The organism is Escherichia sp. Marseille-Q3837, from assembly GCF_916618735.1.
Taxonomy (GTDB): domain Bacteria; phylum Pseudomonadota; class Gammaproteobacteria; order Enterobacterales; family Enterobacteriaceae; genus Escherichia; species Escherichia ruysiae.
Genome location: NZ_CAKAKC010000001.1, coordinates 738,717 through 760,000, shown reverse-complemented (window position 1 = coordinate 760,000; position 21,284 = coordinate 738,717). Strand labels below are relative to the sequence as shown.

19 protein-coding genes are annotated in these 21,284 nt (G+C 51.1%); 5 read left to right on the top strand and 14 right to left on the bottom strand.

Going from position 1 to position 21,284, the window contains the following annotated elements; all coding sequences use genetic code 11:
* Window positions 1-118: 118 nt before the first annotated feature.
* A complete protein-coding gene (locus LG381_RS03590) occupies window positions 119-1,159 on the top strand; it encodes a YiiG family protein (protein ID WP_225762039.1) in 1,041 nt (346 codons plus the stop codon).
* Window positions 1,160-1,293: 134 nt separating this feature from the next.
* Here the strand turns inward: LG381_RS03590 and LG381_RS03585 are convergent, their stop codons facing one another.
* Window positions 1,294-3,264, bottom strand: coding sequence for a glycoside hydrolase family 127 protein (locus LG381_RS03585; protein WP_225762038.1), 1,971 nt, complete (start codon window positions 3,262-3,264; stop codon window positions 1,294-1,296).
* Window positions 3,265-3,274: 10 nt separating this feature from the next.
* On the bottom strand, window positions 3,275-4,675 hold the full coding sequence (locus tag LG381_RS03580) for an MFS transporter (RefSeq protein ID WP_225762037.1): 1,401 nt from the start codon (window positions 4,673-4,675) through the stop codon (window positions 3,275-3,277).
* A gap of 225 nt (window positions 4,676-4,900) precedes the next feature.
* On the opposite strand from LG381_RS03580, the gene LG381_RS03575 reads away from it, so the two are divergent.
* The gene (locus LG381_RS03575) at window positions 4,901-5,716 is read left to right on the top strand and encodes an AraC family transcriptional regulator (protein ID WP_225762036.1); all 816 of its coding nucleotides are present in this window, start codon (window positions 4,901-4,903) and stop codon (window positions 5,714-5,716) included.
* A gap of 31 nt (window positions 5,717-5,747) precedes the next feature.
* On the opposite strand, the gene araD is transcribed toward LG381_RS03575, so the two are convergent.
* From araD to yiaK, 10 genes are all read right to left on the bottom strand, one after another.
* Window positions 5,748-6,443 (bottom strand): L-ribulose-5-phosphate 4-epimerase, encoded by a 696-nt coding sequence (gene araD / locus LG381_RS03570; RefSeq protein ID WP_225762035.1) that lies wholly within the window; start codon window positions 6,441-6,443, stop codon window positions 5,748-5,750.
* Window positions 6,437-7,297, bottom strand: a complete 861-nt coding sequence (locus LG381_RS03565; protein ID WP_225762034.1) for an L-ribulose-5-phosphate 3-epimerase — start codon at window positions 7,295-7,297, stop codon at window positions 6,437-6,439. Before LG381_RS03565 ends, araD begins: the two co-directional genes overlap by 7 nt.
* Window positions 7,290-7,952 carry a 3-keto-L-gulonate-6-phosphate decarboxylase UlaD gene (ulaD, locus tag LG381_RS03560; RefSeq protein WP_225762033.1) on the bottom strand — a complete coding sequence of 221 codons (663 nt, stop codon included), beginning with the start codon at window positions 7,950-7,952 and terminating at the stop codon, window positions 7,290-7,292. The genes LG381_RS03565 and ulaD overlap by 8 nt, the downstream gene beginning before the upstream one ends.
* Window positions 7,949-9,445, bottom strand: coding sequence for an L-xylulokinase (lyxK, locus tag LG381_RS03555; protein ID WP_225762032.1), 1,497 nt, complete (start codon window positions 9,443-9,445; stop codon window positions 7,949-7,951). The genes ulaD and lyxK overlap by 4 nt, the downstream gene beginning before the upstream one ends.
* Window positions 9,446-9,448: 3 nt before the next feature.
* Window positions 9,449-10,435 carry a 2,3-diketo-L-gulonate TRAP transporter substrate-binding protein YiaO gene (gene yiaO, locus LG381_RS03550; RefSeq protein WP_130061435.1) on the bottom strand — a complete coding sequence of 329 codons (987 nt, stop codon included), beginning with the start codon at window positions 10,433-10,435 and terminating at the stop codon, window positions 9,449-9,451.
* A gap of 12 nt (window positions 10,436-10,447) precedes the next feature.
* Window positions 10,448-11,725 carry a 2,3-diketo-L-gulonate TRAP transporter large permease YiaN gene (gene yiaN / locus LG381_RS03545; RefSeq protein WP_000153842.1) on the bottom strand — a complete coding sequence of 426 codons (1,278 nt, stop codon included), beginning with the start codon at window positions 11,723-11,725 and terminating at the stop codon, window positions 10,448-10,450.
* A 2-nt stretch (window positions 11,726-11,727) separates the two neighbouring features.
* Window positions 11,728-12,195, bottom strand: coding sequence for a 2,3-diketo-L-gulonate TRAP transporter small permease YiaM (yiaM, locus tag LG381_RS03540; protein ID WP_225762031.1), 468 nt, complete (start codon window positions 12,193-12,195; stop codon window positions 11,728-11,730).
* A gap of 109 nt (window positions 12,196-12,304) precedes the next feature.
* The gene (locus tag LG381_RS03535) at window positions 12,305-13,225 is read right to left on the bottom strand and encodes a DUF4862 family protein (RefSeq protein ID WP_225762030.1); all 921 of its coding nucleotides are present in this window, start codon (window positions 13,223-13,225) and stop codon (window positions 12,305-12,307) included.
* 22 nt (window positions 13,226-13,247) lie between these two features.
* Window positions 13,248-13,712 carry a YhcH/YjgK/YiaL family protein gene (locus LG381_RS03530; protein WP_000576114.1) on the bottom strand — a complete coding sequence of 155 codons (465 nt, stop codon included), beginning with the start codon at window positions 13,710-13,712 and terminating at the stop codon, window positions 13,248-13,250.
* Window positions 13,713-13,723: 11 nt separating this feature from the next.
* A complete protein-coding gene (gene yiaK, locus LG381_RS03525) occupies window positions 13,724-14,722 on the bottom strand; it encodes a 3-dehydro-L-gulonate 2-dehydrogenase (RefSeq protein ID WP_000869060.1) in 999 nt (332 codons plus the stop codon).
* A gap of 216 nt (window positions 14,723-14,938) precedes the next feature.
* On the opposite strand from yiaK, the gene yiaJ reads away from it, so the two are divergent.
* Entirely contained in the window at window positions 14,939-15,772 is an 834-nt protein-coding gene (gene yiaJ, locus LG381_RS03520; protein WP_000516597.1) for an IclR family transcriptional regulator YiaJ, read from the top strand.
* 101 nt (window positions 15,773-15,873) lie between these two features.
* Window positions 15,874-16,347 carry a 4Fe-4S binding protein gene (locus LG381_RS03515; RefSeq protein ID WP_225762029.1) on the top strand — a complete coding sequence of 158 codons (474 nt, stop codon included), beginning with the start codon at window positions 15,874-15,876 and terminating at the stop codon, window positions 16,345-16,347.
* A gap of 150 nt (window positions 16,348-16,497) precedes the next feature.
* On the opposite strand, the gene avtA is transcribed toward LG381_RS03515, so the two are convergent.
* Window positions 16,498-17,751: a valine--pyruvate transaminase gene (avtA, locus tag LG381_RS03510; RefSeq protein ID WP_225762028.1), complete on the bottom strand. Its 1,254-nt coding sequence runs from the start codon at window positions 17,749-17,751 to the stop codon at window positions 16,498-16,500.
* A gap of 176 nt (window positions 17,752-17,927) precedes the next feature.
* Window positions 17,928-19,958 carry an alpha-amylase gene (gene malS, locus LG381_RS03505; RefSeq protein WP_225762027.1) on the bottom strand — a complete coding sequence of 677 codons (2,031 nt, stop codon included), beginning with the start codon at window positions 19,956-19,958 and terminating at the stop codon, window positions 17,928-17,930.
* 410 nt (window positions 19,959-20,368) lie between these two features.
* Here malS and LG381_RS03500 point away from each other — a divergent pair, with 410 nt between their 5' ends.
* Window positions 20,369-21,193 (top strand): protein bax, encoded by an 825-nt coding sequence (locus tag LG381_RS03500; RefSeq protein ID WP_016160045.1) that lies wholly within the window; start codon window positions 20,369-20,371, stop codon window positions 21,191-21,193.
* Window positions 21,194-21,284: the final 91 nt, after the last annotated feature.

Here is a 21,284-nt window from a genome sequence, read left to right as displayed (position 1 = left end):
GGACTTATTCATTCAGTGAATTATATCTATTTATTTATAAACAAAACGCGTGTAGTGACGCTTTCTTTTTTCCTTTATTATATTCACTCTCTTATTTATCTATTTATAAGGCAATTAAATGAAAAGGAATTTATTATCTTCAGCTATTATTATCGCCATAATGGCCCTCGGTATCACCGGATGTGATGATAAAAAAGTCGAAACAGAAACTCCCCCGCCCGCCAATAGTCAACCTGCCGCACCAGCTCCAGAAGCGCCCGTTGCAAAAGCAGAAGCTAAACCAGAAACGCCTGCGCAACCGGTGGTCGATGAACAAGCGGTTTTCGACGAAAAAATGGATGTTTATATCAAGTGCTACAATAAGTTACAGATCCCTGTGCAGAACAGCCTGGCGCGTTACGCTGACTGGCTGAAAGATTTTAAACAGGGTCCAACGGGTAAAGAGAGCCTTGTTTATGGCATCTACGGCATTAGTGAATCCAATCTCTCTGAGTGTCAAAAAGGAATAAAAAGAGTCGTGGCGTTAACGCCTGCGCTGGAACCCATTGATGGTGTGGCGTTGAATTATATTAATGCCGCTGTTGCGCTGGGTAATACCATTAACGAAATGGATAAATATTACACCCAGGAAAATTATAAAGATGATGCGTTTGCCAAAGGGAAAACGCTGCACCAGATGCTCATAAAAAATATTGAAGCCTTTGAACCCGTAGCAGAATCTTATCACGCGGCGATTCAGGAAATTAATGATAAGCGTCAGCTTGCGGAATTGAAAAATATTGAAGAAAGAGAAGGGAAAACATTCCACTACTACTCTCTGGCTGTCATGATATCAGCGAAACAAATTAATAACCTGATTTCGCAAGAGAAGTTTGATCCAGATGCGGCAATGAAGAAAGTATCTGAACTGGAAACGCTGGTGGCACAGGCCAAAGAAGCGGATAAAGGCGGCATGAAATTTTCGTTTATTAATTCGGCAGACCAATATCAGCTCGAAGCTAAAAAATATGTTCGCCGCGTCAGAGATAAAGTCCCGTACTCTGACTGGGATAAAGAGCAACTTCAGGATGCAAACACAAGCTGGATGGTCGAAGACTCTTTCCCGAAAGCGTTACGCGAGTACAACGAAATGGTTGATGACTATAATAGCCTGCGTTAAACGTTTTTGATTTTGGTGAGAAAATAGTGTCGGGTGCGGCGTAAACGCCTTATCCGACCCTTACAATTACACCGGCTTTTATGCCTGATAAAACGCGTTAAGCGTCGTATCAGGCAATCTGCGCTTTATCGATCCTACGGATGGCGACGGTTCTCTTCATTCACCCAGATCCGCATTTCGCCCTCGCCACGGTTAGCCCAGCTAAACCACGGGATAAACGTCAGAGTTTGCGGCTGGCGTTTGGCTGGGGCATTGTCGTAATGCCACAACGGTTGCTGCTCTGGATTGCTCTGTTCAAGCCGATAACCAGGCGCCTGAATGAGGATTTTATGGCTGAATAATCCCTTGCCTTCGAATGTCGTAAACGGCGCATCGGCGGGTAGCCACAGGTTATGTAATGACTCGCCGTTGTCGGCCTGCTCCAGACAATACACCAGCGGACCGCGCTGAATTGCTACTTTCCCAGCCACATGACGCACCAGCGGGTTGCCGTAAACGCGACGCACTGGCATCGGCAGCGTCAGATTCAGCGTATCGCCTTCCTGCCATTCACGGGCTATATGCAGATAGCCTTTACGAATATCCTGCTCGACGACTTCTCCATTCAATGTGACCTGTGGCTGCGTGCACCAGTCCGGCAGACGTAAAGCCAGGGTATGACGCACCGGCTGCGGAGATTCAACCGCAATCGTCACCTGTTCATGCCACGGATAGTTCCCGCTAACCCGCAGGCGCAGCGTGCCATTTTCTACCGGCACTTCCATACTGTTTCCCGCGTACATGTTGATATACAACGCATCTTCACGCGGCGTGTAGAGATAATGACCAATCGAGGTTAGCACGCGGGCGATATTTGGCGGACAACAAGCGCAACCAAACCAACGCTGGCGGATCGGCTTAACGTGATCGTAGATATGGTTGAATTTCAGCGATTTTGGATGTACTTCCAGCGGATTCACATAGAAGAAATGTTTACCATCCAGCGCCATACCGCCGAGTACGGTGTTGTACAGCGCGCGCTCCATCACATCGGCATACTGACTGTCTCCTTCCATTTCCAGCATTCGCCGGGCAAACATCATCAGGCCGATGGAAGCACAACTTTCGGCGTAAACCGTGTCATTCGGCAGATCGTAATCACTGCTGAACGCCTCGCCGCTGCCCTGCGAGCCAATGCCGCCGGTAATATATAACTGACGCTGGGCCATATTGTTCCACAGCCGCAGACAGTCCTGACGCTTGCTTTCATCGTGACTTAAACGCGCCAGATGTGCGACGCCAGTCATCAGGTAGACAAAGCGTACTGCATGGCCGATGGCGGTGTGCTGCTGTGCGATGGGCAAATGCGCCTGGCTGTAGGCTTTGTCTTTTACCATCCACGCCGGGCCGTAGGTGTGCCAGTGCGAGGTCTGCCCGCGCTTTTCATATTCCTGGTCGTAATAGTGTGGTTGCGCACCACGCTGTTCGACAAAATAGTTCGTCAGTGCCAGGTAGCGCGGTTCTTCGGTCACTTCATACAGACGCATCAGTGCCAGTTCAATTTCCGGGTGACCAGGATAACCGTGTAACTTACTTTCATCTGGGCCAAATACGCTGTCAATATGATCGGCCAGACGGCAAACCACCTCCAGCAAGCGCCGCTTACCCGTGGCCTGGAAGAAGGCGACTCCGGCTTCAATCAGATGACCGGCGCAGTAGAGTTCATGGCACTCCGCCAGATTGCTCCAGCGTTCTTCCGGTGCTTGCACCGTAAAGTAAGTATTGAGATAGCCATCTTCGCACTGGGCGGAGGCGACCAGTTCGATTACCTCGTCAGCGGTTTTTTCCAGTTCGGCGTCCGGCTTCTGGCACAGCGACCAGGCTACCGCTTCCAGCCATTTGGCGACGTCGCTATCCTGAAATACCATGCCGTAAAACTCCCCGTCTTGCAGTCCGGCGGCAATGCGAAAGTTTTCAATCGCATGGCTGGGTTCCGCTTCGGGAATGCGATCGTTTAACGCATCCCATTGATAAGGAATCACCACGTCGCGTACCAATTGCTGATATTGACCGAGGAACGGATCGCTAACCGTCAGTTTGTGCAGATCGACTTCCGAAATGTTCATCTTGTGCTCCTTAAGGCTGGACATGACGCTGACGCAGGTCGGTAGCAATGCGTGACATCATAGGGTTATTGAGTTTGCAAAAGCGGATTGCCAGCGCCAGCAGCAGGTGGAACAGCGCAGGCAGCAGTGTTTCCATTGCTGTGATCCCGCCCAGCGAACTGGCGGTCTGGTTTTCTACGCCAGGTTGATAGGCAACAAAAATAAATAGCAGGCTGATGATCCCGGCGCTGGAGGCCCAGGCCAACTTGATGAAAAACAAATTAAAAGCAAAGTTCATGCCGGAGGAACGCACACGGGTTTTCCATTCGCCATAGTCATCGGCAAAAGCCATCAGCGAGAAGTGCAGCGGCAGAGTAAAGCCAAGAATCACGCCATTACCGAGGATCACCGCCAGCCACAGCGTTTGATAAACCGGGCCGGAGGGCAGGAACCACATCAACACTGCCAGCGCAGCGAGGAGCAGGTTGGTGTAGTAGTAAATTTTGACGGTATCGAAACGCCGCGTTAACGGGCTGACAATCACCGAGCCGATAATGGAGGCGAAGGTGACCATGGTGAAGAACAGCGACGTGTAGCCCGTACTGCCTTGTAAGACGTAGGTAATGAAGTACATATACCCACCGCCGCGAATATTAAAGACGTTAATCAGCAGGAAAGACATGACCAGCATCAGCAGCAGTTGGTCGTTGTTACGCAAACCGGCAAGATGTTCGCGCAGGGTAAATTTCCCCATTGTGGAGAGCGGCACTCGTTCACGAACCCAGAAAAAACAACACAGGAACATCACCACGGCAATGGCGCACAATACGCCGACGCCCAGTTGATAGCCGCGCGCGGCATTACCCTGACCGAAGAGATCTACCATCCATGGTAAGCCTACCGAAACCAGAAATCCCGCTACGCCACAGAGAACGAATCGCCAGGACTGGCAGGAGATCACTTCATTGTGGCGGGTGGTCATGGTGTTGATCAGCGCGCAGTACGGTACGTTGATGGCGGTATAACCGACTGAAAGGAGCAGGTAAGTACCGAACGCCCAGGCGATTTTTACTCCCATGCTGGCATCTGGCACGGTGAACGTCAGGATGCCGATAATGCCGATGGGAATGGCAATCCATAGCTGCCACGGACGAAAGCGCCCCCAGCGACTTTGCGTCCGGTCGGCAATGACGCCCATCACCGGGTCGGAGATGGCATCAAACACGCGCAGTGCAATAAACAGCGTGCCAACCAGCGCCGGAGTTAATCCAAAAACGTCGGTGTAGAAAAAGGTGAGAAAATTCATGATCAGGCAAGTTATTACGGTGCCGCCTGCGTCACCCAGGCCGTAGCCTATTTTTTCCCGTACAGATAACGCATCGTCAATTTTACCTTTAGCGATATCAGCGGTAGTAATCGGTGTAGAGGTCATAGATATTCCTCGTGAATAGGGAGCAATTTTTTGTTTTATTGAAATGACCTGATTAATTCTGCCGTGAACGGGAATATCAACAAGGCGAGAAAAGAGTAAAAAAAGGTGACGATTCCGACCTGAATTTAAAAGTGTGAAATGGATCAGGTGAAATTAATTTTTTTGATTAATAATCAAAAGGTAATGTGTTTCATCATTAATGAATAAGCGGGAAATTACATATCAATGCTTGAATTATCCATGACGTTACCGATTAAAGTGCAAAATGGTGGATTATTTATTTCCCGTGGCGTAGGGAGGCATCCGGCAAGGCGGCTGGAGTCATGGGAAATTATCTTTGTCGAAAAAGGTCGGTTAACGATTCAGGAAGAAGAACGGATATTTCTGGTCGATGCGGGAGAGAGTTTATTACTCTGGCCGAACCGACAGCATGTTGGGGTGGAGGATTTTCCCGCCGATCTCAAATTTTACTGGCTGCATTTTGAGGTTAAAGCGCCGGACAACGATCCGCGCTGGCTCACTCATCTTAGCGTGCCGCAGCAAACCAAAGTCGCCGACCCTCAGGCGTTGAGTGCACTGTTTCGCCAGTTTTTAAGCGAGCAGGAAAAGCATCAACGCACTCCGGCGCTGGAGTTTATTGTGCTGCTGATTTTGCAGCAACTCACCCGTGACGCGCGTCTTGATGAACAGGCTGATGGCGCAGGCACCACCCTTGCCTGGAAAGCGCAGAAACTGATCCGCACGCAATATCACCGCCCGCTTTCCACGGCGCTTTTAGCCCGCGAGCTGTACTGCAATGCCGATTATCTTGGGCGTGTCTACCAGCGGGTGTTTCATCTGACGTTAACAGAAGCAATCCACCGCCAGCGGGTGCGCGAAGCCGAAAAGCTGTTAATTAGCGAAGCGCGATCGCTCACGGAAGTGGCGGCGTTGTGCGGGTTTAATGACGTTGGCTATTTCCGGCAGATTTTTCGCAAGCACACCGGTTTAACGCCAGCAGCGTGGAAGCGGCGTTACAGCAAGGAGCATATTAATTCGTAGCTCCGGGGCGATAAAGCCCCGGCGTGAGAGATTACTGCCCGTAATAGGCATTAGCCCCGTGCTTACGCAGATAGTGCTTATCCAGCAGTTCATTTTGCATGGCAGGAAGCTGCGGCGCGAGCTGGCGCGAGAACAGCCCCATATACGCGCACTCTTCCAGCACCACGGCATTATGTACCGCGTCAGTGGCGTTTTTCCCCCATGCGAACGGGCCGTGAGAATGCACCAGTATCGCCGGGATTTGTGCTGGACTCCTGCCGCGCTCTTCGAAGGTTTCAATGATCACTTCGCCGGTCTGGTATTCATATTCGCCGTTAATCTCCTCTGCGGTCATCTGACGCGTGCAGGGGATCGCACCGTAAAAATAGTCAGCGTGAGTCGTGCCCCAGGCAGGGAGATCAATCCCGGCCTGTGACCAGATGGTGGCGTGGCGCGAGTGGGTATGCACAATGCCGCCGATTTCGGCATAGCGGCGATAAAGCGCCAGATGCGTTGGCGTGTCGGACGAGGGCTTTTTGCTACCTTCCACCACCTTACCGCTGGTTATTTCCACCACCACCATATCGTCGGCGGTCATCACGTCGTACTCGACGCCGGAAGGTTTGATTACCATCCATTGCCGCATTTCGTCTACCGCGCTGACGTTGCCCCAGGTGAACGTCACCAGATGGTGAGCGGGAAGCGCCAGATTCGCCGCCAGCACGTCGGCTTTCAGTTGCTCTAACATATAAACCCGGCCTCCTGCATACGCGCTTCAATCCAGCGCCGCGCCTGAATAATCTCCAGCACCGGCTCATTGGCTTTTTCTGTCCACATCTCAATCAGGAATGAACCGCGATAGTTCAGTTCATGCAGCGTTTTAAAGATGCCAATGAAATCGACGCAGCCTTCGCCAAACGGCACATCACGGAACTGTCCGGGGCTTTGCTCGGTGACTGGCTGGGTGTCTTTCAGGTGGATCGCGGCGATACGGTCAATGCCCAGTTTCAGTTCGGCGGGAACATCATTGCCCCAGGCGCTGAGGTTGCCGACGTCCGGGTAGACGGTGAACCACGGCGAGGCGAGCATCTCGTCCCATTTTTTCCATTTGCTGATGGAGTTCATAAACGCGGTGTCCATAATTTCCACCGCCAGCATCACTTGCGATGCCGCCGCCTGTTCAACAGCCCACGCCAGCCCTTCAGCAAAACGTTGTTGGGTGCCTTCGTCGTGGTCTTCGTAATAGACGTCGTAGCCCGCCAGTTGAATAGTGCGAATGCCGAGATCGCGCGCCAGGCGAATCGCTTTACTCATGATTTCCCGCGCCCGTTCGCGCACCGCCTCGTCCCGGCTGCCAAAAGGAAAACGGCGATGGGCAGACAGGCACATTGACGGAATAGCAACGCCCGTTTCGATCATCGCGGTAACCAGCGAAGCACGTTGTGCGGCGCTCCAGTCAAGGCGTGACAAACGTTCATCGGTTTCATCCACTGACATTTCGACAAAATCAAAACCACAGCTTTTTGCCAGCACCAGCCGCTCCGGCCAGGAGAGATCTTTCGCCAGCGCCTTTTCATAAATCCCTAACGGATGACTACGCACGAGAACCTCCCCAGATTGCGTCAATTTGTGCATGAAAATCAGCGGCAACCTGCGCTGGATTTGCTGCGCCCGCCAGTGCGCGCCCGGCAATAAACGCTTTCACGCGGATATCTTTAAACAGCGGCAGGTCAGCAGGGGTAATCCCGCCGGTAATAGAAAGTTCGAGGCCGATATCAGAAAGCGCCTTCATACGCGCCAGATCCGCCTCGCCCCACTGCTGCCCGCTGGCCTGCGCGTCGCGACCACGATGATAAATCGCCTGCCGCACGCCAATACGATGCCAGTTACGTGCGTCGTCCAGTGTCCAGTTGCCGAACAGCTCTATCTGGATTTCACCGCCGCAGCGTTGCGCCATCGCGTGGCCTTTTTCCACCGTGGCGAGCGGCGCGGCGCAGATGATGGTCATCCAGTTGGCGCCCGCGCCAAACGCCTGTTGCGCGAGCGTCTCACCGGCATCAGCGACCTTCCAGTCAGCGACGATGATTTTGTCCGGGCACTGTTCACGCAAGGCTTTCACCGCGCCAAGCCCTTCGTTTAAACAGAGAATGGTGCCCGCTTCGACGATATCGACACTGTCCTTTAACAGCGTCACGTCGCGCTGCGCGGCTTCAAGTGATGAGTGGTCGAGAGCCAGTTGCAGAAGTGGTCTGCTCATAATGTGTGTTCCTTAATGCGGGTGTGATAACCCTGGAGTGCGGCAATGAGTTGCTGATAGCGTTGATATTTTTGTTGGTAATGCTGATGAGCGGTCATGTCCGGCAGCAATGTGCGTACCGGATGTTGCAAGTTGCGCTGCGCTTCGCTGAAGTTGCGATAAACGCCCGTACCGACACGGGCAGCGAGCGCCGCGCCAAAGCATCCCGTTTCTTCCACCTGCGGCAGCTCGATACGCAGACCGCTGACGTCTGCCAGCATTTGCATCCAGACATCGGAGTGCGCAGGACCGCCAGTCACGCGCAGGGTGTGAACAGCGGTAAAACGTTCACGCATCCGGTTGAGGTGGGTCATGTGGCTGAACACCACGCCTTCATAAATGGCCTGCAACAGGTGCGCGCGGGTGTGAATGGCCTGCATCCCGTAGAAACCGCTGGTCATCTCAAGTCCGGCGTTGCTGCCGTACAGGAACGGCAGGAAAAACAGATCGCCTCTGGCTTTCGGCAAGCTGGCAACGGCCTGATTAATCTCAGCAAAAGAGATTTCTCCCCACTGCGCGGTAAACCATTCGAGATTGCCGGAAGAGGTAGGGCTGGCTTCGTGAACGATAAATTGACCGTCATTAACATAGCGACCATAGACATACGGATGCGCTTCACCGTCACGTAAACCGCTGGTTATGCCGCTGGTCACCGCCCAGGTTCCCATTACCGCATTGAGGGTGGATTCGTCTTCGATCCCGGCACAAAGTGCGGTGGAAACCACATCAAACAGGCCACCGACAACGGGCGTACCCGCTTGCAGACCGGTCAGTGCGGCTGTCTGAGCGGTGATCTCCCCGCAGATTTCGGCAGATCCAACCACAGGCGGCAGGGCGTGATTGATTTCACCGATCCCCAGCCAGTCGGTGAGGCACGGGTCATATTCCCCGCGACTCATGTTGTAGAGATTGGACTCGGAAATATTGCTCTCTTCACAACCTTTGACGCCGGTTAAACACCAGCGCAGGTAGTCGTGCGTCATCATCACGCAGCCAATTTGCGCGTAGCGTTCCGGTTCGTGCTCTTTCAGCCAGCGTAACAGCGACACCGGATGCCCGGTCCACAAGGTTTGTCGGGTTAGCGGGTAGAGTTTTTCCGGGATGCCATCTTCCTGCCAGCGACGAACGATTTCCATCGCCCGGCGATCCGAGGACAAAATAGCGTTACCGAGCGGCTTGTCGTTTTTATCCAGCAAAAACAAACCCTTTCCCTGTGCGGAGATACCGATACCAACTATTTGTTCCCCGCTAACGCCAGAATGAGTAAGCAGGGCGCGAATGACAGCCATGCAGCATTGCCACAGTTCTGCCATATCGCGCTCTGCCCAGCCTGGCTGCGGGCTTAATGCGCACAGCGGCAGGCGCTGCACGCCCGCCTCCCGGCCTTCGCGGTCATACAGCCCGGCTTTCAGCCAGCTACCGCCACAATCTAACCCCAGCCAGTATTGCGTCATGGTTTATTGCACCTCATCCACGGCTTTCAGCAGATCAGCGCCCTGCGGAACATCTTTAACAAACATGTCGCGAACCTGAGTACCCAGCGCGTCGCTAAAGGCTTTGCGGTCGAGATCGGTGATGACTTCCACGCCCGCTTCTTTCATACCGTCGATGATTTTTTGCTGATCTTCGGCAACCAGTTTGCGCTGGTAGTTACCCGCTTCCTGCGCAGATGAGATCAGCGCCTGCTGGAACTCCGGGGTTAAGCCATCAAACTTCGCTTTGTTGATCACCACCAGAAGTGGGGAATAGGCGTGATGGGTCAGAGAAAGGTACTTCTGCACTTCGAAAAATTTTGCTGACCAGACGACGTTGATCGGGTGTTCCTGAGCGTCGATAGTGCGGGTTTCCAGCCCGGTATAGACTTCGGCAAACGGCATCGGGATCGGGTTAGCGCCAAAGACTTTGAATGCGGCGATATTCATCGGGCTATTGTTGGTGCGAATTTTCAGCCCTTTCAGGTCGGCGGGGGTTTTAACCGGTGCGCGCGAGTTGGTGACATCGCGCCAGCCGTTTTCCCAGTAGGCCAGTACTTTTAGTCCTTTACCTTCAAGGGAGACTTTCAGGTCATCACCGACTTTGCCGTCGAGCGTTTTATGCGCGTGAGCGGTATCGCGGAACAGGAAAGGGACGTCGAGCAGGTTGATGACGGGCGAGAGTCCCGTAAAGTTATTGGAGCCGGACATCTCCATATCAATAGTGCCGCCACGCACGCCGCTGATCATCGCCTGCGCATTACCGAGGGTGCTATCCGGGAACAGTTTTAATTTCAGTTCGCCTTTGGTTTTTTCCTGTAATAATTCATTGAATTTTTTCGCCGCAATATGTTGCGAGTCGGTTTGTGATGTTTCATAACCGAAACGTAAAGATTGTGCCGCCAGAGAAGATGTGCTGAACGCCGCCACTCCGGCAATTAATAAAGCGTAGGTTACAGAACGTAATTTCATTATGGTTTCCTTTTAACTCATCCATTTAAGAGGAGCGGTAATGAGCTCCGGTATAAAAATAAATAATGCTAACAACATGAATAAAACCATGACGTAAGGCGCAACGCCTTTTACCGCATCGTCAAACTTAAGTTTCGCCACGCCGCATACCACGTTAAGAACATTACCGACCGGAGGCGTAATCAGTGATATTGAACAGTTGATAATAAACATGATGCCGAAATAGACCGGATCTATTCCCGCTTCTTTTACTAATGGCATTAATACTGGTGTAAGAATTAATACGGTAGGCGTTAAGTCCATGACCGTACTGATCACCATAATAGCGAGCATAATGACGATGAATAATAAGCGAGGCGAATCAACCAACGGTTGTAATAGCTCCGATACCATCATGGGTAATTCGGCGATAGTAATAAGCCATGCAGATACCGCAGCAGAGGCCACCAGGAACATGACCACGGATGTGGTTTTCGCCGCGTTAATCAGTACATGATAAAGCGTGGAGAAGGTCATTTCGCGATAGACCACCACCGAGACGAACAGGGCGTAGAAGGCGGCAACCGCGCCTGCTTCGGTGGGTGTGAATAACCCCGAACGGAAACCGCCAATAATAATTATCGGTAAAAAGAGCGCCCAAATACCGGAAATTAAGGATTGCCAGACTTCCCGCAGTGAGGCTTTCGGCTGACAAGGTAAATTCAGTCGTTTTGCCTGCCACCACCAGGTAACCATCAGCGTGACGCCCATCATGACGCCCGGCGCTATGCCCGCCATAAATAGTTTGCTGATGGAGAGTCCGCTGGAGACGCCGAAGATAATGAGTGGAATAGAGGGAGGGATAATGGCCGCAATAATCCCGCCGGAACCGATAAGCCCGGCGGCGCGATTTACCGGATAGTTGGCCTGACGCATCATCGGCACCAGCAGCGCCGCGACGGCTGCGGTATCGGCAACCGCAGAACCGGAAAGGCTTGCCATGATCATTGCCGCCAGCACGCCAACGTAACCCAGACCACCAGGCCTGTGACCCACCAGTTTCATTGGCAGGTCGACAATACGTTGCGACAGGCCGCCCGCGTTCATGATCTCCCCCGCCAGCACAAAGAAGGGAATGGCTAACAGAGAGAAGCTGTCTGCGCCATTTACCAGCGTTTGTGCCAGAATTTGCACATCAAAGATATCCATCCAGAACATCAGTGAGATGCCGCACAGTAATAATGCCCAGGCAATGGGAACACCAATCGCGATAGCGCCTAACAAACTGACAATAAATATAAGAATTGTCATCGTCAGACTCCTTGTTGGTTTTGGCTGGGGGTATTTGTGAACTGCCGGTATAAGTGACGCAATTCCAGTAATGCGATAATCAGGCTGGTGGGGATAGCGGCGGCGTACATTAAGCCAACGGGTACGCCGAGAATGGGTGATAAGTTACTCCAGTCCTGTGACGTTTTTTCTATTGCACCCCAGGCCAGACCCAGACACAGTAATAAAATGAGCGTATGGGTTAGCAGCGAAACACGTTGTTGATTAGCGGGAGAGAGTTTTTCGACTAAAAAAGTAACCTGCACATGGCTGTTGTCCATATAAGCAACGATAGCGCCAATAAAGGTTAACCAGACAAATAAAAGACGGGATAATTCATCAATCGATAATATGCTTGTGTGAAATCCATATCGAAGAATTATATTAATAAAAATAATACAAGACAGTATTGCGATGATGAGCGCAAGAATGCCTTCGAGTATCCGTTTCATAACGAGTCCTTCTTGTTATGTAATATGTTTTCATTAATTAATGCTGTTGGTATTCGTAATATTTATTGGAAAACGACTAATTAGAATTTGGCAAAATAAATGAATCGTTTTAAATAGATTCATTCAGAGAGTGAATACCGTTACGTAATATATCGATGCGATGCTGTACATCAGCCGATTCATTTATTTCTAGCAGCTTGATGCCAGCAAAATGCAATGTTGACGGTTCTGCTGCATTAAATAACTCGCGAACGTGATCTGTGGTCATCAGGCTTTCTGCACAGAATGGTGCAAACGGCGCGTGTAAATCCTGCCATTCTCCGTATGCTCCGTTTAGCGTCGTACCAGAGAACATCAACGCGCCGAGTTTCCCGGCCTGTTTCGCCATTTGGGTATGGGTCAGCGGCAACACTGTATTACGGCCTTCAATGGCGGATCGCGCCCAGTTGATACAGAGGCTGACGTCATAATCGGCAATGACTTCCAGCACATTTTCCAAAGGCAAAAAGCCTTTGCGTGGAGCGGCAGACGTCATGGCATCACAGTGTTCCAGCACCAGTTTGCACGGCCAGTTCCAACTGGCGATTTCTTTCAACGAGCGGGCAAAAGCGTCCGTCGCTTGCATAACATTGGGATTCGTTGCTAACGGTGCGGCCTGGATCTCCAGTGCGAGGACTTTATTGGAATTCAATGAGTTGATTTTATTGAACAGGTGGCGATAGTACGCCACGCACGCCTTGCGTTGATCTTCATCGCTGGAGGCGAGGCCAAAACCGTTGTTTTCGCTGCGGCGACGCATGGTTTCCATCACAGCGGTGACGACAAATCTCCAGCTTTCTGGCGTATGACGTAGCAACCATTGGTCGCCCAGCGGGTGGAAGTTTTCCAGGCAGGGTTGTTCCAGCCCACGAATATCAGGGGTATCTGATAATTGTCGCCAGAATTCCTTCTCTTCCTCTTCACTTCTTTGGTGAAAAGAGGGTGCACAGGGATACGCACCGATAATATAACCGGTATTATTCGCTTTCATTTTGTGCTCCAGTAATAACTTTTTATAAAGCGCAGAGGGCGACTTTAACCACGATTTTGCGGATTGCCGTAGGGGCATTTTTATTACATGCCGGTCGATGAACATCCTGTGGGAAGAAAATAGCGTAGCTACCCGGTATCATTTCTATAAATGATTCATGTTCACTATCGTGATAAAAAATAATATCGCGTTGCTCTAATAGTGATTCGCTGACTTTATTATTCCCGGTATCAATGGCTACACCGATTTTCTCTTCGCCCCAGGCCAGAAACTGAATATCCAGATAGCGACGATGAACCTCAGGACGGTTTTCCACCGCCTCGCGTGTGGTTAAATCGATAATTTGCGCAAAAATATTCTTGCCGTCGATTTCGACAACGCCCGGCGCCAGGGCGTTGAAATCGGTGGTGCGTAGAAAATCGAGCGCCTTTTCAATGGCAGCGGGCAAACGGCACGGATTAGGTTGTGTGATATGTCCAAATATCATGGTCTATCTCCTTATAATGCCTGGATTTTTGCCCATACGCTGTCATCCACAGTAATACCGTTACGACGGTTTTCTGCCAGTAGAGTGGTAAATTCGTGGCCGGGTAAACGAATGGCCTGGTTTTCGTCTGCGCGTTCGGCACTGGTAACGTAATCCATGATGCGTTGCAGTTTGGCGTCGCGGGTGGAACCGTCGATCAGTTTATCCACTTCAATGGCAATAAAGATTTGTGAAATGCCGTACTCGTCGCTGTTGTCCTGGGTGACTTCGGCAACCGATGCGCCGTCGGAAAGGAGAGTAGCGATCATATCCAGCACAATCGACATGCCAGAACCTTTCCAGTAGCCCATCGGCAAAATGCGGCGATTCTTCTCGATAACGCCAGGTTCTTTGGTCAAATTACCCTCATCATCAAAGCCACCATCGACCGGCAGCTCGCGTCCCGCCAGACGATTCACTTCTAACATGCCGTAGGAGAACATCGACATCGACATATCGACCATGGTGATGGGTGAAGAGGGAATAGCGACGATCAGTGGGTTGGTGCCGATGCGACATTCTTTTGCGCCCCACGGCGGCATTACGGCGATGGAGTTTGTCCAGCAGATGCCGATATAGCCTTTTTCCGCCGCCTGCCAGCCGTAGCTGCCGCCGCGCATCCAGTGGTTGGCATTGCGTAACGCGACCAGGCCAATCCCGTGAGTTGCCGCCAGTTCAATGGCACGATCCATCATCTTTTTCGCTGTCAGGTTACCGATTGAACGCCGGGCGTCCCACTGCTCAATCGCGCCGAGGCTGGTTATACGTTTGGGTTGGGCGTCAGGAATGATATCGCCGTTTTCCAGTTGCTGAATGAAACGGGGGAAACGGTTAACGCCATGAGAATAAACGCCGGATTCGGTGGTGCGGGCGAACATCTCTGCACAGGCATCGGCTGTTTCGCTGTTAACGCCACGTGAAATTAATACCCGATTAAAGGCTGTTTTTAACTGCTCAAATGTCACTTTCATCCCTGGCTTCCTTGTGTTTGTTGATCGCTTTTTTAGCTTAAAATTCCACTATGCGAAATTTGATTTCAAATATATCGATCGCTTTTTAACAAAGCAATCCACACCATGATTTTCAAAAACTATATAAATCAAATAGTTATAAATTATCTGTCGAGATCGTGAACTGCGACACACTTTGCGTTACCATCAGGGCGCGATAAAAAGGGGAAGAAAGCGATGGGAAAAAAAGAGCACGAGTTGGCGCAGGAAAAAGAGCGTCCGGCTGGAAGTCAGAGCCTGTTTCGCGGGTTGATGCTGATTGAGATTTTGAGCAACTATCCAAACGGTTGCCCGCTGGCGCATCTCTCTGAACTGGCTGGCTTAAATAAAAGTACGGTCCATCGTTTATTGCAGGGACTACAGTCCTGTGGCTATGTGACAACCGCGCCTGCTGCGGGGAGTTATCGCCTGACCACAAAATTTATTGCCGTCGGGCAGAAGGCGCTGTCTTCGCTGAATATCATTCATATCGCCGCGCCGCATCTTGAGGCACTGAACATCGCCACTGGTGAAACCATTAACTTTTCCAGTCGAGAAGACGATCACGCTATTTTGATTTATAAACTGGAACCTACTACCGGTATGCTGCGAACCCGTGCCTATATTGGTCAGCATATGCCGCTCTACTGTTCGGCGATGGGTAAGGTTTATATGGCGTTTGGTCATCAGGACTACGTGAAATCGTATTGGGAAAGCCATCAGAATGAAATCCAGCCGCTAACCCGCAATACCATTACCGAACTGCCCGCGATGTTCGACGAGTTGGCGCACATTCGCGAAAGCGGCGTGGCGATGGACAGAGAAGAGAATGAACTCGGCGTCTCCTGTATTGCTGTTCCGGTGTTTGATATTCATGGGCGGGTGCCGTATGCGGTGTCGATTTCGCTTTCGACATCACGCCTGAAACAGGTGGGGGTGAAAAATCTCCTGAAACCGCTGCGTGAAACTGCCCTGGCTATTTCCAATGAACTGGGATTTACCGTCCGGGACGACCAGGGCGCGATCACATAATGCTTTGGGCAGGTGGCAAAACTTTAATATTTCCTTCGTTGGATCAAAGCAATAATGGCGCACTCTCTGGCACGCTGCGGTTTTAGTGCAAAGGAGTGATCATGAACCGATTTATTATTGCGGATGCGACGAAATGTATCGGTTGCCGTACCTGTGAAGTGGCTTGCGCAGTGTCGCATCAGGAGAATCAGGATTGCGCTTCGTTGTTACCTGGCGAGTTTATTTCCCGTATTCGTGTTATCAAAGACCATACCTGTACCACAGCAGTAGCCTGTCATCAGTGTGAAGATGCACCGTGCGCGAATGTCTGCCCTGTTGACGCGATAAGCCGTGAACATGGGCATATCTTTGTTGAACAATCACGTTGTATTGGCTGTAAAAGCTGTATGCTGGCATGTCCGTTTGGCGCGATGGAGGTCGTTTCATCGCGTGCAAAGGCGAGGGCGATTAAGTGCGATCTGTGCTGGCATCGGACGACGGGCCCGGCCTGTGTTGAAGCCTGTCCGACAAAAGCGTTGCAGTGTATGGATGTTGAGAAAGTGCAGCGGAATCGGCTACTACAGCAGCCTGTTTGAAACACTATTCCGGTGGTTCTCAACGCCGGAATAGTGCGTTTTGTTAATGCCGGATGCGGCGTGAACGTCTTATCTGGCCTACAAAATCTTACAAATTCAATATATTGCAGAAATTATGTGGCCTGATAAGCGTAGCGCATCAGGCAATTTTTAATGACTCTCAGCCCAGGCGCGTTCAATCTCTTCCGCCAGAATCTTCACGCCTGCCTCAATTTTCTCCGGCTCCGGCACATAGTTCATGCGCATACATTGATGCGTATGCGGCCACGGTTTATCCAGCCCAGGGAAGAAGTTGTGCCCCGGCACCATCAGCACGCCGCGCGCTTTCAGGCGCTGGTAAAGCTGCTCGGTGGTAATTGGCAAATCCTTAAACCATAGCCAGAGGAAAATGGCTCCTTCGGGTTTATGAATCAGGCAGCGATCTTCTGGTAAATAGCGGCGAATGATGGCGATAGTTTCCTGAACACGCTGGTAGTAGAACGGCTTGATGACCGTTTCTGACAGGCGCAGCAGATCGTTACGCTTAATCATTTCACACATCATCGCCGGACCAATACCGCCAGGCGCCAGGCTGATAATGCCGTTCATATTCGTGATGGCGGTGATGATTTTTTCATTGGCGATGATAATGCCGCAGCGCGAACCTGGCAGCCCCAATTTAGAAAGGCTCATGCACAGCACGATATTCGGATTCCACAGTGGGCGCGCTTCGCTGAAGATAATGCCAGGGAACGGGACACCATAAGCGTTATCAATCACCAGCGGAATACCGTGCTGATTTGCCAATGCATCCAGCTTCAGCAACTCTTCGTCAGTAATCACATTGCCTGTTGGGTTCGTTGGACGGGAGACGCAAATCATCCCGGTCTCTTCGCCAATATGCAGATGTTCAAAATCGACGTGGTATTTAAACTGGCCTTCTGGCAGCAGTTCAATATTTGGACGCGCAGAGACGAAAAGATCTTCTTCCAGTCCGGCGTCAGCGTAGCCAATGTATTCTGGTGCCAGCGGGAACAGCACTTTTTTGACCCGACCATCGGCGCGGCGTCCGGCAAACAGATTAAATAAGTAGAAAAACGCGCTCTGGCTGCCGTTTGTTAGTGCAATATTCTGTGGTTCAATATCCCAACCCAGCTTCTCGCGTAGCATTTCGGCAAGTAGTGTGAGTAGCTCCGTTTTCCCCTGCGGGCCGTCGTAATTACACAGCGCATCAGTGGCTTTGCCGCTTTCCAGCATGTCGGTCAGCAGCGTCTGGAAGTAGTCCTGCATTTCCGGGATCTGCGCCGGATTGCCGCCGCCGAGCATAATCGCGCCGGGCGTGCGTAAGCCGTCGTTCAGATCTTCCATCAGCAGCGTAATGCCGGAGTAGCGGGTAAATTTGTCACCAAAAAGGGAGAATGTCATAGCGGGATATCTGTCGAACTCTGTAGCAAGGAAAGTAACAATAACGCTACATTTGCTGGGGTGCAAATCGGGTTGCTGCAAGAGGATTGGCGTATCATGCTAAGGTTTATGATATGTCTGGTCTTTTATACTGGAATACGGCTTCCCGACATACTGCAAGTGGGAAGCCGGAAAAGTTACTGTTGCCCCGCCCAGACAACCATCACTTTATCATTGCCATGTTCACGGACAAATCCATAACCTTGTTTCAGTGGCAATGTGGTCTGCTTACCCGCGCCAATCGCTGGATGGCGGGCGCGGAACTGACCGAGGCGTTGCCAGTGCGCAACGCTGGCGGCAGATTTACCGCTAACATCCTGCCAGTTCATATCCGAGCGTGTGCCTTGCAGCGGATCTGAGCCGGTGGCTCCGAACGGACGTGAGGATTCATCGCCATAAAAGATTTGTACCGCGCCTGGCGCTAATAATAATAACTCTGCTACTTTGTCGCCCCCGTCACGGAACAGGCGGGTATCATGCGACGATAGGTAGCTCAACACGTTGAAATCCTGCAATTTATCTGCCATTTGCTGCCAGGTGGTGTCCATCTGCGCCAGACAATCGACGGCTTTCGCCGCCTGTTCCTGATAATCGAAATTGATCATCGCATCGAAGCCGTGGCGATAGTAGTCACTTTGCATTACGCCATGACCCCAGGACTCGCCGGTCATCCAGAAAGGTTTGTCATCTAATGCTTTATCGGGATTCGCTTTTTTCCATTCGCTAAGTGCGGCGCTGGCCTGAGTTTTCAGTTGCTGCCAGGCGGGCAACTCAACATGTTTGGCGGTGTCGACCCGAAAACCATCAATCCCGTAGTCGCGAACCCACTGGCTTAACCAGTGAGTTAAATAATCGCGCGGCGTATAGCCATCGATGGCTTTAGCGTGGGTATCCGGTTTGTTTTTATAGAACACCGGCAGACCTGAAGCGGTGGTAGATTCGGTCTTTATATCCGGTAAAAAGGCCAGCGACATGGTGAGATCGTCGAATCCAGGATTGTCGTAATCTCCAATATCCGTTCTGACCCAGTTTTTCCCCCACCATTTATCCCACCCTGTTTTGTCGCTGAAATTAATGTAATCGTTAAAACTATGCCAGGTTTGCCCGGCGGCGGGTTTCCAGTCGCTCCAGCGGTCACCCAGCGTTTTTTTCAGCTCATCACCAGAAATATATAACGCGCCAAACTGATACTCCTGCATATCCGCCAGCGTGGCATAACCGGTATGGTTCATCACCACATCAAAGAGAATACGAATACCGCGCTGGTGCGCGCTATCAACCAGCGTCCGTAGATCGGCTTCGTTGCCCATATTTGCATCAAGATTCGTCCAGTCCTGTGTGTAATAACCGTGGTAGGCATAATGCGGGAAATCGCCTTTTGTACCACCGCCTACCCAGCCGTGAATTTGCTCAAATGGGGCGCTGATCCATAGGGCATTGACGCCGAGCTGCTGGAGATAATCCAGTTTGTTGGTCAGGCCGCGTAAATCGCCGCCGTGAAAAGTGCCAATTTCCGCCATACCGTCTTTATGACGACCGTAGCTCTGGTCATTGCTGAGATCGCCGTTTTCGAAACGGTCTGTCAGCACAAAGTAAACGGTGGCGTTATGCCAGTCGAAAGGGGCAGAGGTGCCAGTTTCTGCCCGTTCCAGCAGTAGCAAGCCGTTACTGGTGGCGGCAGGTTGTAACGTTATTTGACCGTTTTTCACCGTCGCGATTTGTTGGCTGTAATAATCACGGATTGCCGCACCTTCCGGGAAAGTGGCACTGACATCAAGCGTAAGTGGTCGTCCATCCCATTTCGGGCATTCACGGATTGGGGTTGCTACTGGTTCGGCGGTGTTTTGGATCGAAATCATCAACGTTGGCGTGCCGGAGCGGGTGTCGATTTGCAGCTTATATTCGCCAGCTCTGAACAATCGCCATTGTGGCGGTGTGTTATCGCAAGGTTGCAGGGAAAGCATCTGATTGAGTTTTATCGCATTCACTGGTTGCCAGCACTGTTGGTCAAAATTTAGCGTTAGTGGACGCGTACTTTTAGCCAGCTTAGCGTGGCTGACAAATGTTCCTGTCCCCTGTTCGGTAAAGATGGGGAACCCCTGCGAAGTCCAGTTGGCGGCAACGGCAAAGCCGGGAAGGAGTGTCAGAAAACAGGCGGCAAGTTTCATGGCGGGTGAGTCCTTATTGCTGCGATTTAAGACAGTTTGCCAGCGAATAGCCAGACAAAGCTCATCCCTGAATAGTAAGTCCACAGGATGAGAAGCAGGGGTGAGCGATCGCGCGCAAAAAACGGCTGAATTTTGCGATAAAATCCACATTTTCTGCGATCTTGCACCAATCTGAACCATTACCACGTGACATAGTTTCAGATTTGGACTATTCCTTGGGGTGCGCTTGACCGCTATTTTTGATATGATTTGAGATTCAACTCTCAAATTTGGGAAAAATATTACTCTAAATCATTCGAGTTGCAGGACAAAACACCAATGGCGTTTTGAACAGCGTTTACGCAGTACAGGCAACTTGAAGTATGACGAGTATAAGGTGTTTGAATGATTAAATCCGATCAGGAGACCTGATGATTTTGACTCCCATACGACGATATGGGGCGATGATTCTTATGTTACTCACTCTGGTGTTTTCGAGTGAGGTGTTAGCGAAGACGCACACGACAACAACGAGTCAAAAGTCCCACTTAACTAAAGCTAGTAATAAACAGGTAAGCAGTAAACAAGAGTATTCTCGCAATAGTGCAAAGAGCAGTTCACTTCCTGATTTGCGAAAATACCCTTCCGGAACACCAAGAAAAAAAGCGTTTCTCCGGACTGTAATGCCCTATATTACCAGCCAAAATGCTGCCATTACGGCGGAACGTAACTGGCTGATTTCAAAACAGTACCAGGGGCAATGGTCGCCTTCAGAGCGTGCACGTCTGCAAGACATTGCCAAACGCTATAAGGTGAAGTGGTCCGGTAATACGCGAAAAATCCCGTGGAATACGCTACTCGAACGTGTAGACATTATCCCGACCAGTATGGTGGCGACGATGGCTGCCGCAGAAAGCGGTTGGGGAACGTCGAAGCTGGCGCGTAGTAACAACAACCTGTTCGGCATGAAGTGCATGAAAGGGCGTTGTACCAATGCGCCGGGTAAAGTGAAGGGGTACTCTCAGTTCAGTTCTGTAAAAGAATCGGTGAGCGCCTATGTCACTAACCTGAATACGCATCCGGCTTACGCTTCTTTCCGCAAATCACGTGCACAATTGCGTAAAGCGGATCAGGAAGTTACCGCCACAGCGATGATTCATAAGCTGAAAGGTTATTCCACGAAAGGGCAGAGCTATAACAACTACCTGTTCGCGATGTACCAGGATAACCAGCGGTTAATTGCCGCGCATATGTAATTGCATTCCCTTGAGCCTTATCCGGCTTGTTGGTCGGATAGGGCTTTTGCTCGCATCAGGTGGTTGTGCTGAATTGCCTGATGCGACGCTG

What these genes read in the sequence shown, in the direction of transcription:
- LG381_RS03585 (WP_225762038.1), bottom strand. Translation starts at nt 3,264, where the DNA reads ATGAACATTTCGGAAGTCGATCTGCACAAACTGACGGTTAGCGATCCG.
- malS (WP_225762027.1), bottom strand. Translation starts at nt 19,958, where the DNA reads ATGAAACTTGCCGCCTGTTTTCTGACACTCCTTCCCGGCTTTGCCGTT.
- yiaM (WP_225762031.1), bottom strand. Translation starts at nt 12,195, where the DNA reads ATGAAACGGATACTCGAAGGCATTCTTGCGCTCATCATCGCAATACTG.
- LG381_RS03575 (WP_225762036.1), top strand. Translation starts at nt 4,901, where the DNA reads ATGCTTGAATTATCCATGACGTTACCGATTAAAGTGCAAAATGGTGGA.
- LG381_RS03515 (WP_225762029.1), top strand. Translation starts at nt 15,874, where the DNA reads ATGAACCGATTTATTATTGCGGATGCGACGAAATGTATCGGTTGCCGT.
- avtA (WP_225762028.1), bottom strand. Translation starts at nt 17,751, where the DNA reads ATGACATTCTCCCTTTTTGGTGACAAATTTACCCGCTACTCCGGCATT.
- yiaK (WP_000869060.1), bottom strand. Translation starts at nt 14,722, where the DNA reads ATGAAAGTGACATTTGAGCAGTTAAAAACAGCCTTTAATCGGGTATTA.
- yiaO (WP_130061435.1), bottom strand. Translation starts at nt 10,435, where the DNA reads ATGAAATTACGTTCTGTAACCTACGCTTTATTAATTGCCGGAGTGGCG.
- ulaD (WP_225762033.1), bottom strand. Translation starts at nt 7,952, where the DNA reads ATGAGCAGACCACTTCTGCAACTGGCTCTCGACCACTCATCACTTGAA.
- LG381_RS03530 (WP_000576114.1), bottom strand. Translation starts at nt 13,712, where the DNA reads ATGATATTTGGACATATCACACAACCTAATCCGTGCCGTTTGCCCGCT.
- araD (WP_225762035.1), bottom strand. Translation starts at nt 6,443, where the DNA reads ATGTTAGAGCAACTGAAAGCCGACGTGCTGGCGGCGAATCTGGCGCTT.
- LG381_RS03590 (WP_225762039.1), top strand. Translation starts at nt 119, where the DNA reads ATGAAAAGGAATTTATTATCTTCAGCTATTATTATCGCCATAATGGCC.
- LG381_RS03500 (WP_016160045.1), top strand. Translation starts at nt 20,369, where the DNA reads ATGATTTTGACTCCCATACGACGATATGGGGCGATGATTCTTATGTTA.
- LG381_RS03580 (WP_225762037.1), bottom strand. Translation starts at nt 4,675, where the DNA reads ATGACCTCTACACCGATTACTACCGCTGATATCGCTAAAGGTAAAATT.
- LG381_RS03535 (WP_225762030.1), bottom strand. Translation starts at nt 13,225, where the DNA reads ATGAAAGCGAATAATACCGGTTATATTATCGGTGCGTATCCCTGTGCA.
- yiaN (WP_000153842.1), bottom strand. Translation starts at nt 11,725, where the DNA reads ATGACAATTCTTATATTTATTGTCAGTTTGTTAGGCGCTATCGCGATT.
- lyxK (WP_225762032.1), bottom strand. Translation starts at nt 9,445, where the DNA reads ATGACGCAATACTGGCTGGGGTTAGATTGTGGCGGTAGCTGGCTGAAA.
- yiaJ (WP_000516597.1), top strand. Translation starts at nt 14,939, where the DNA reads ATGGGAAAAAAAGAGCACGAGTTGGCGCAGGAAAAAGAGCGTCCGGCT.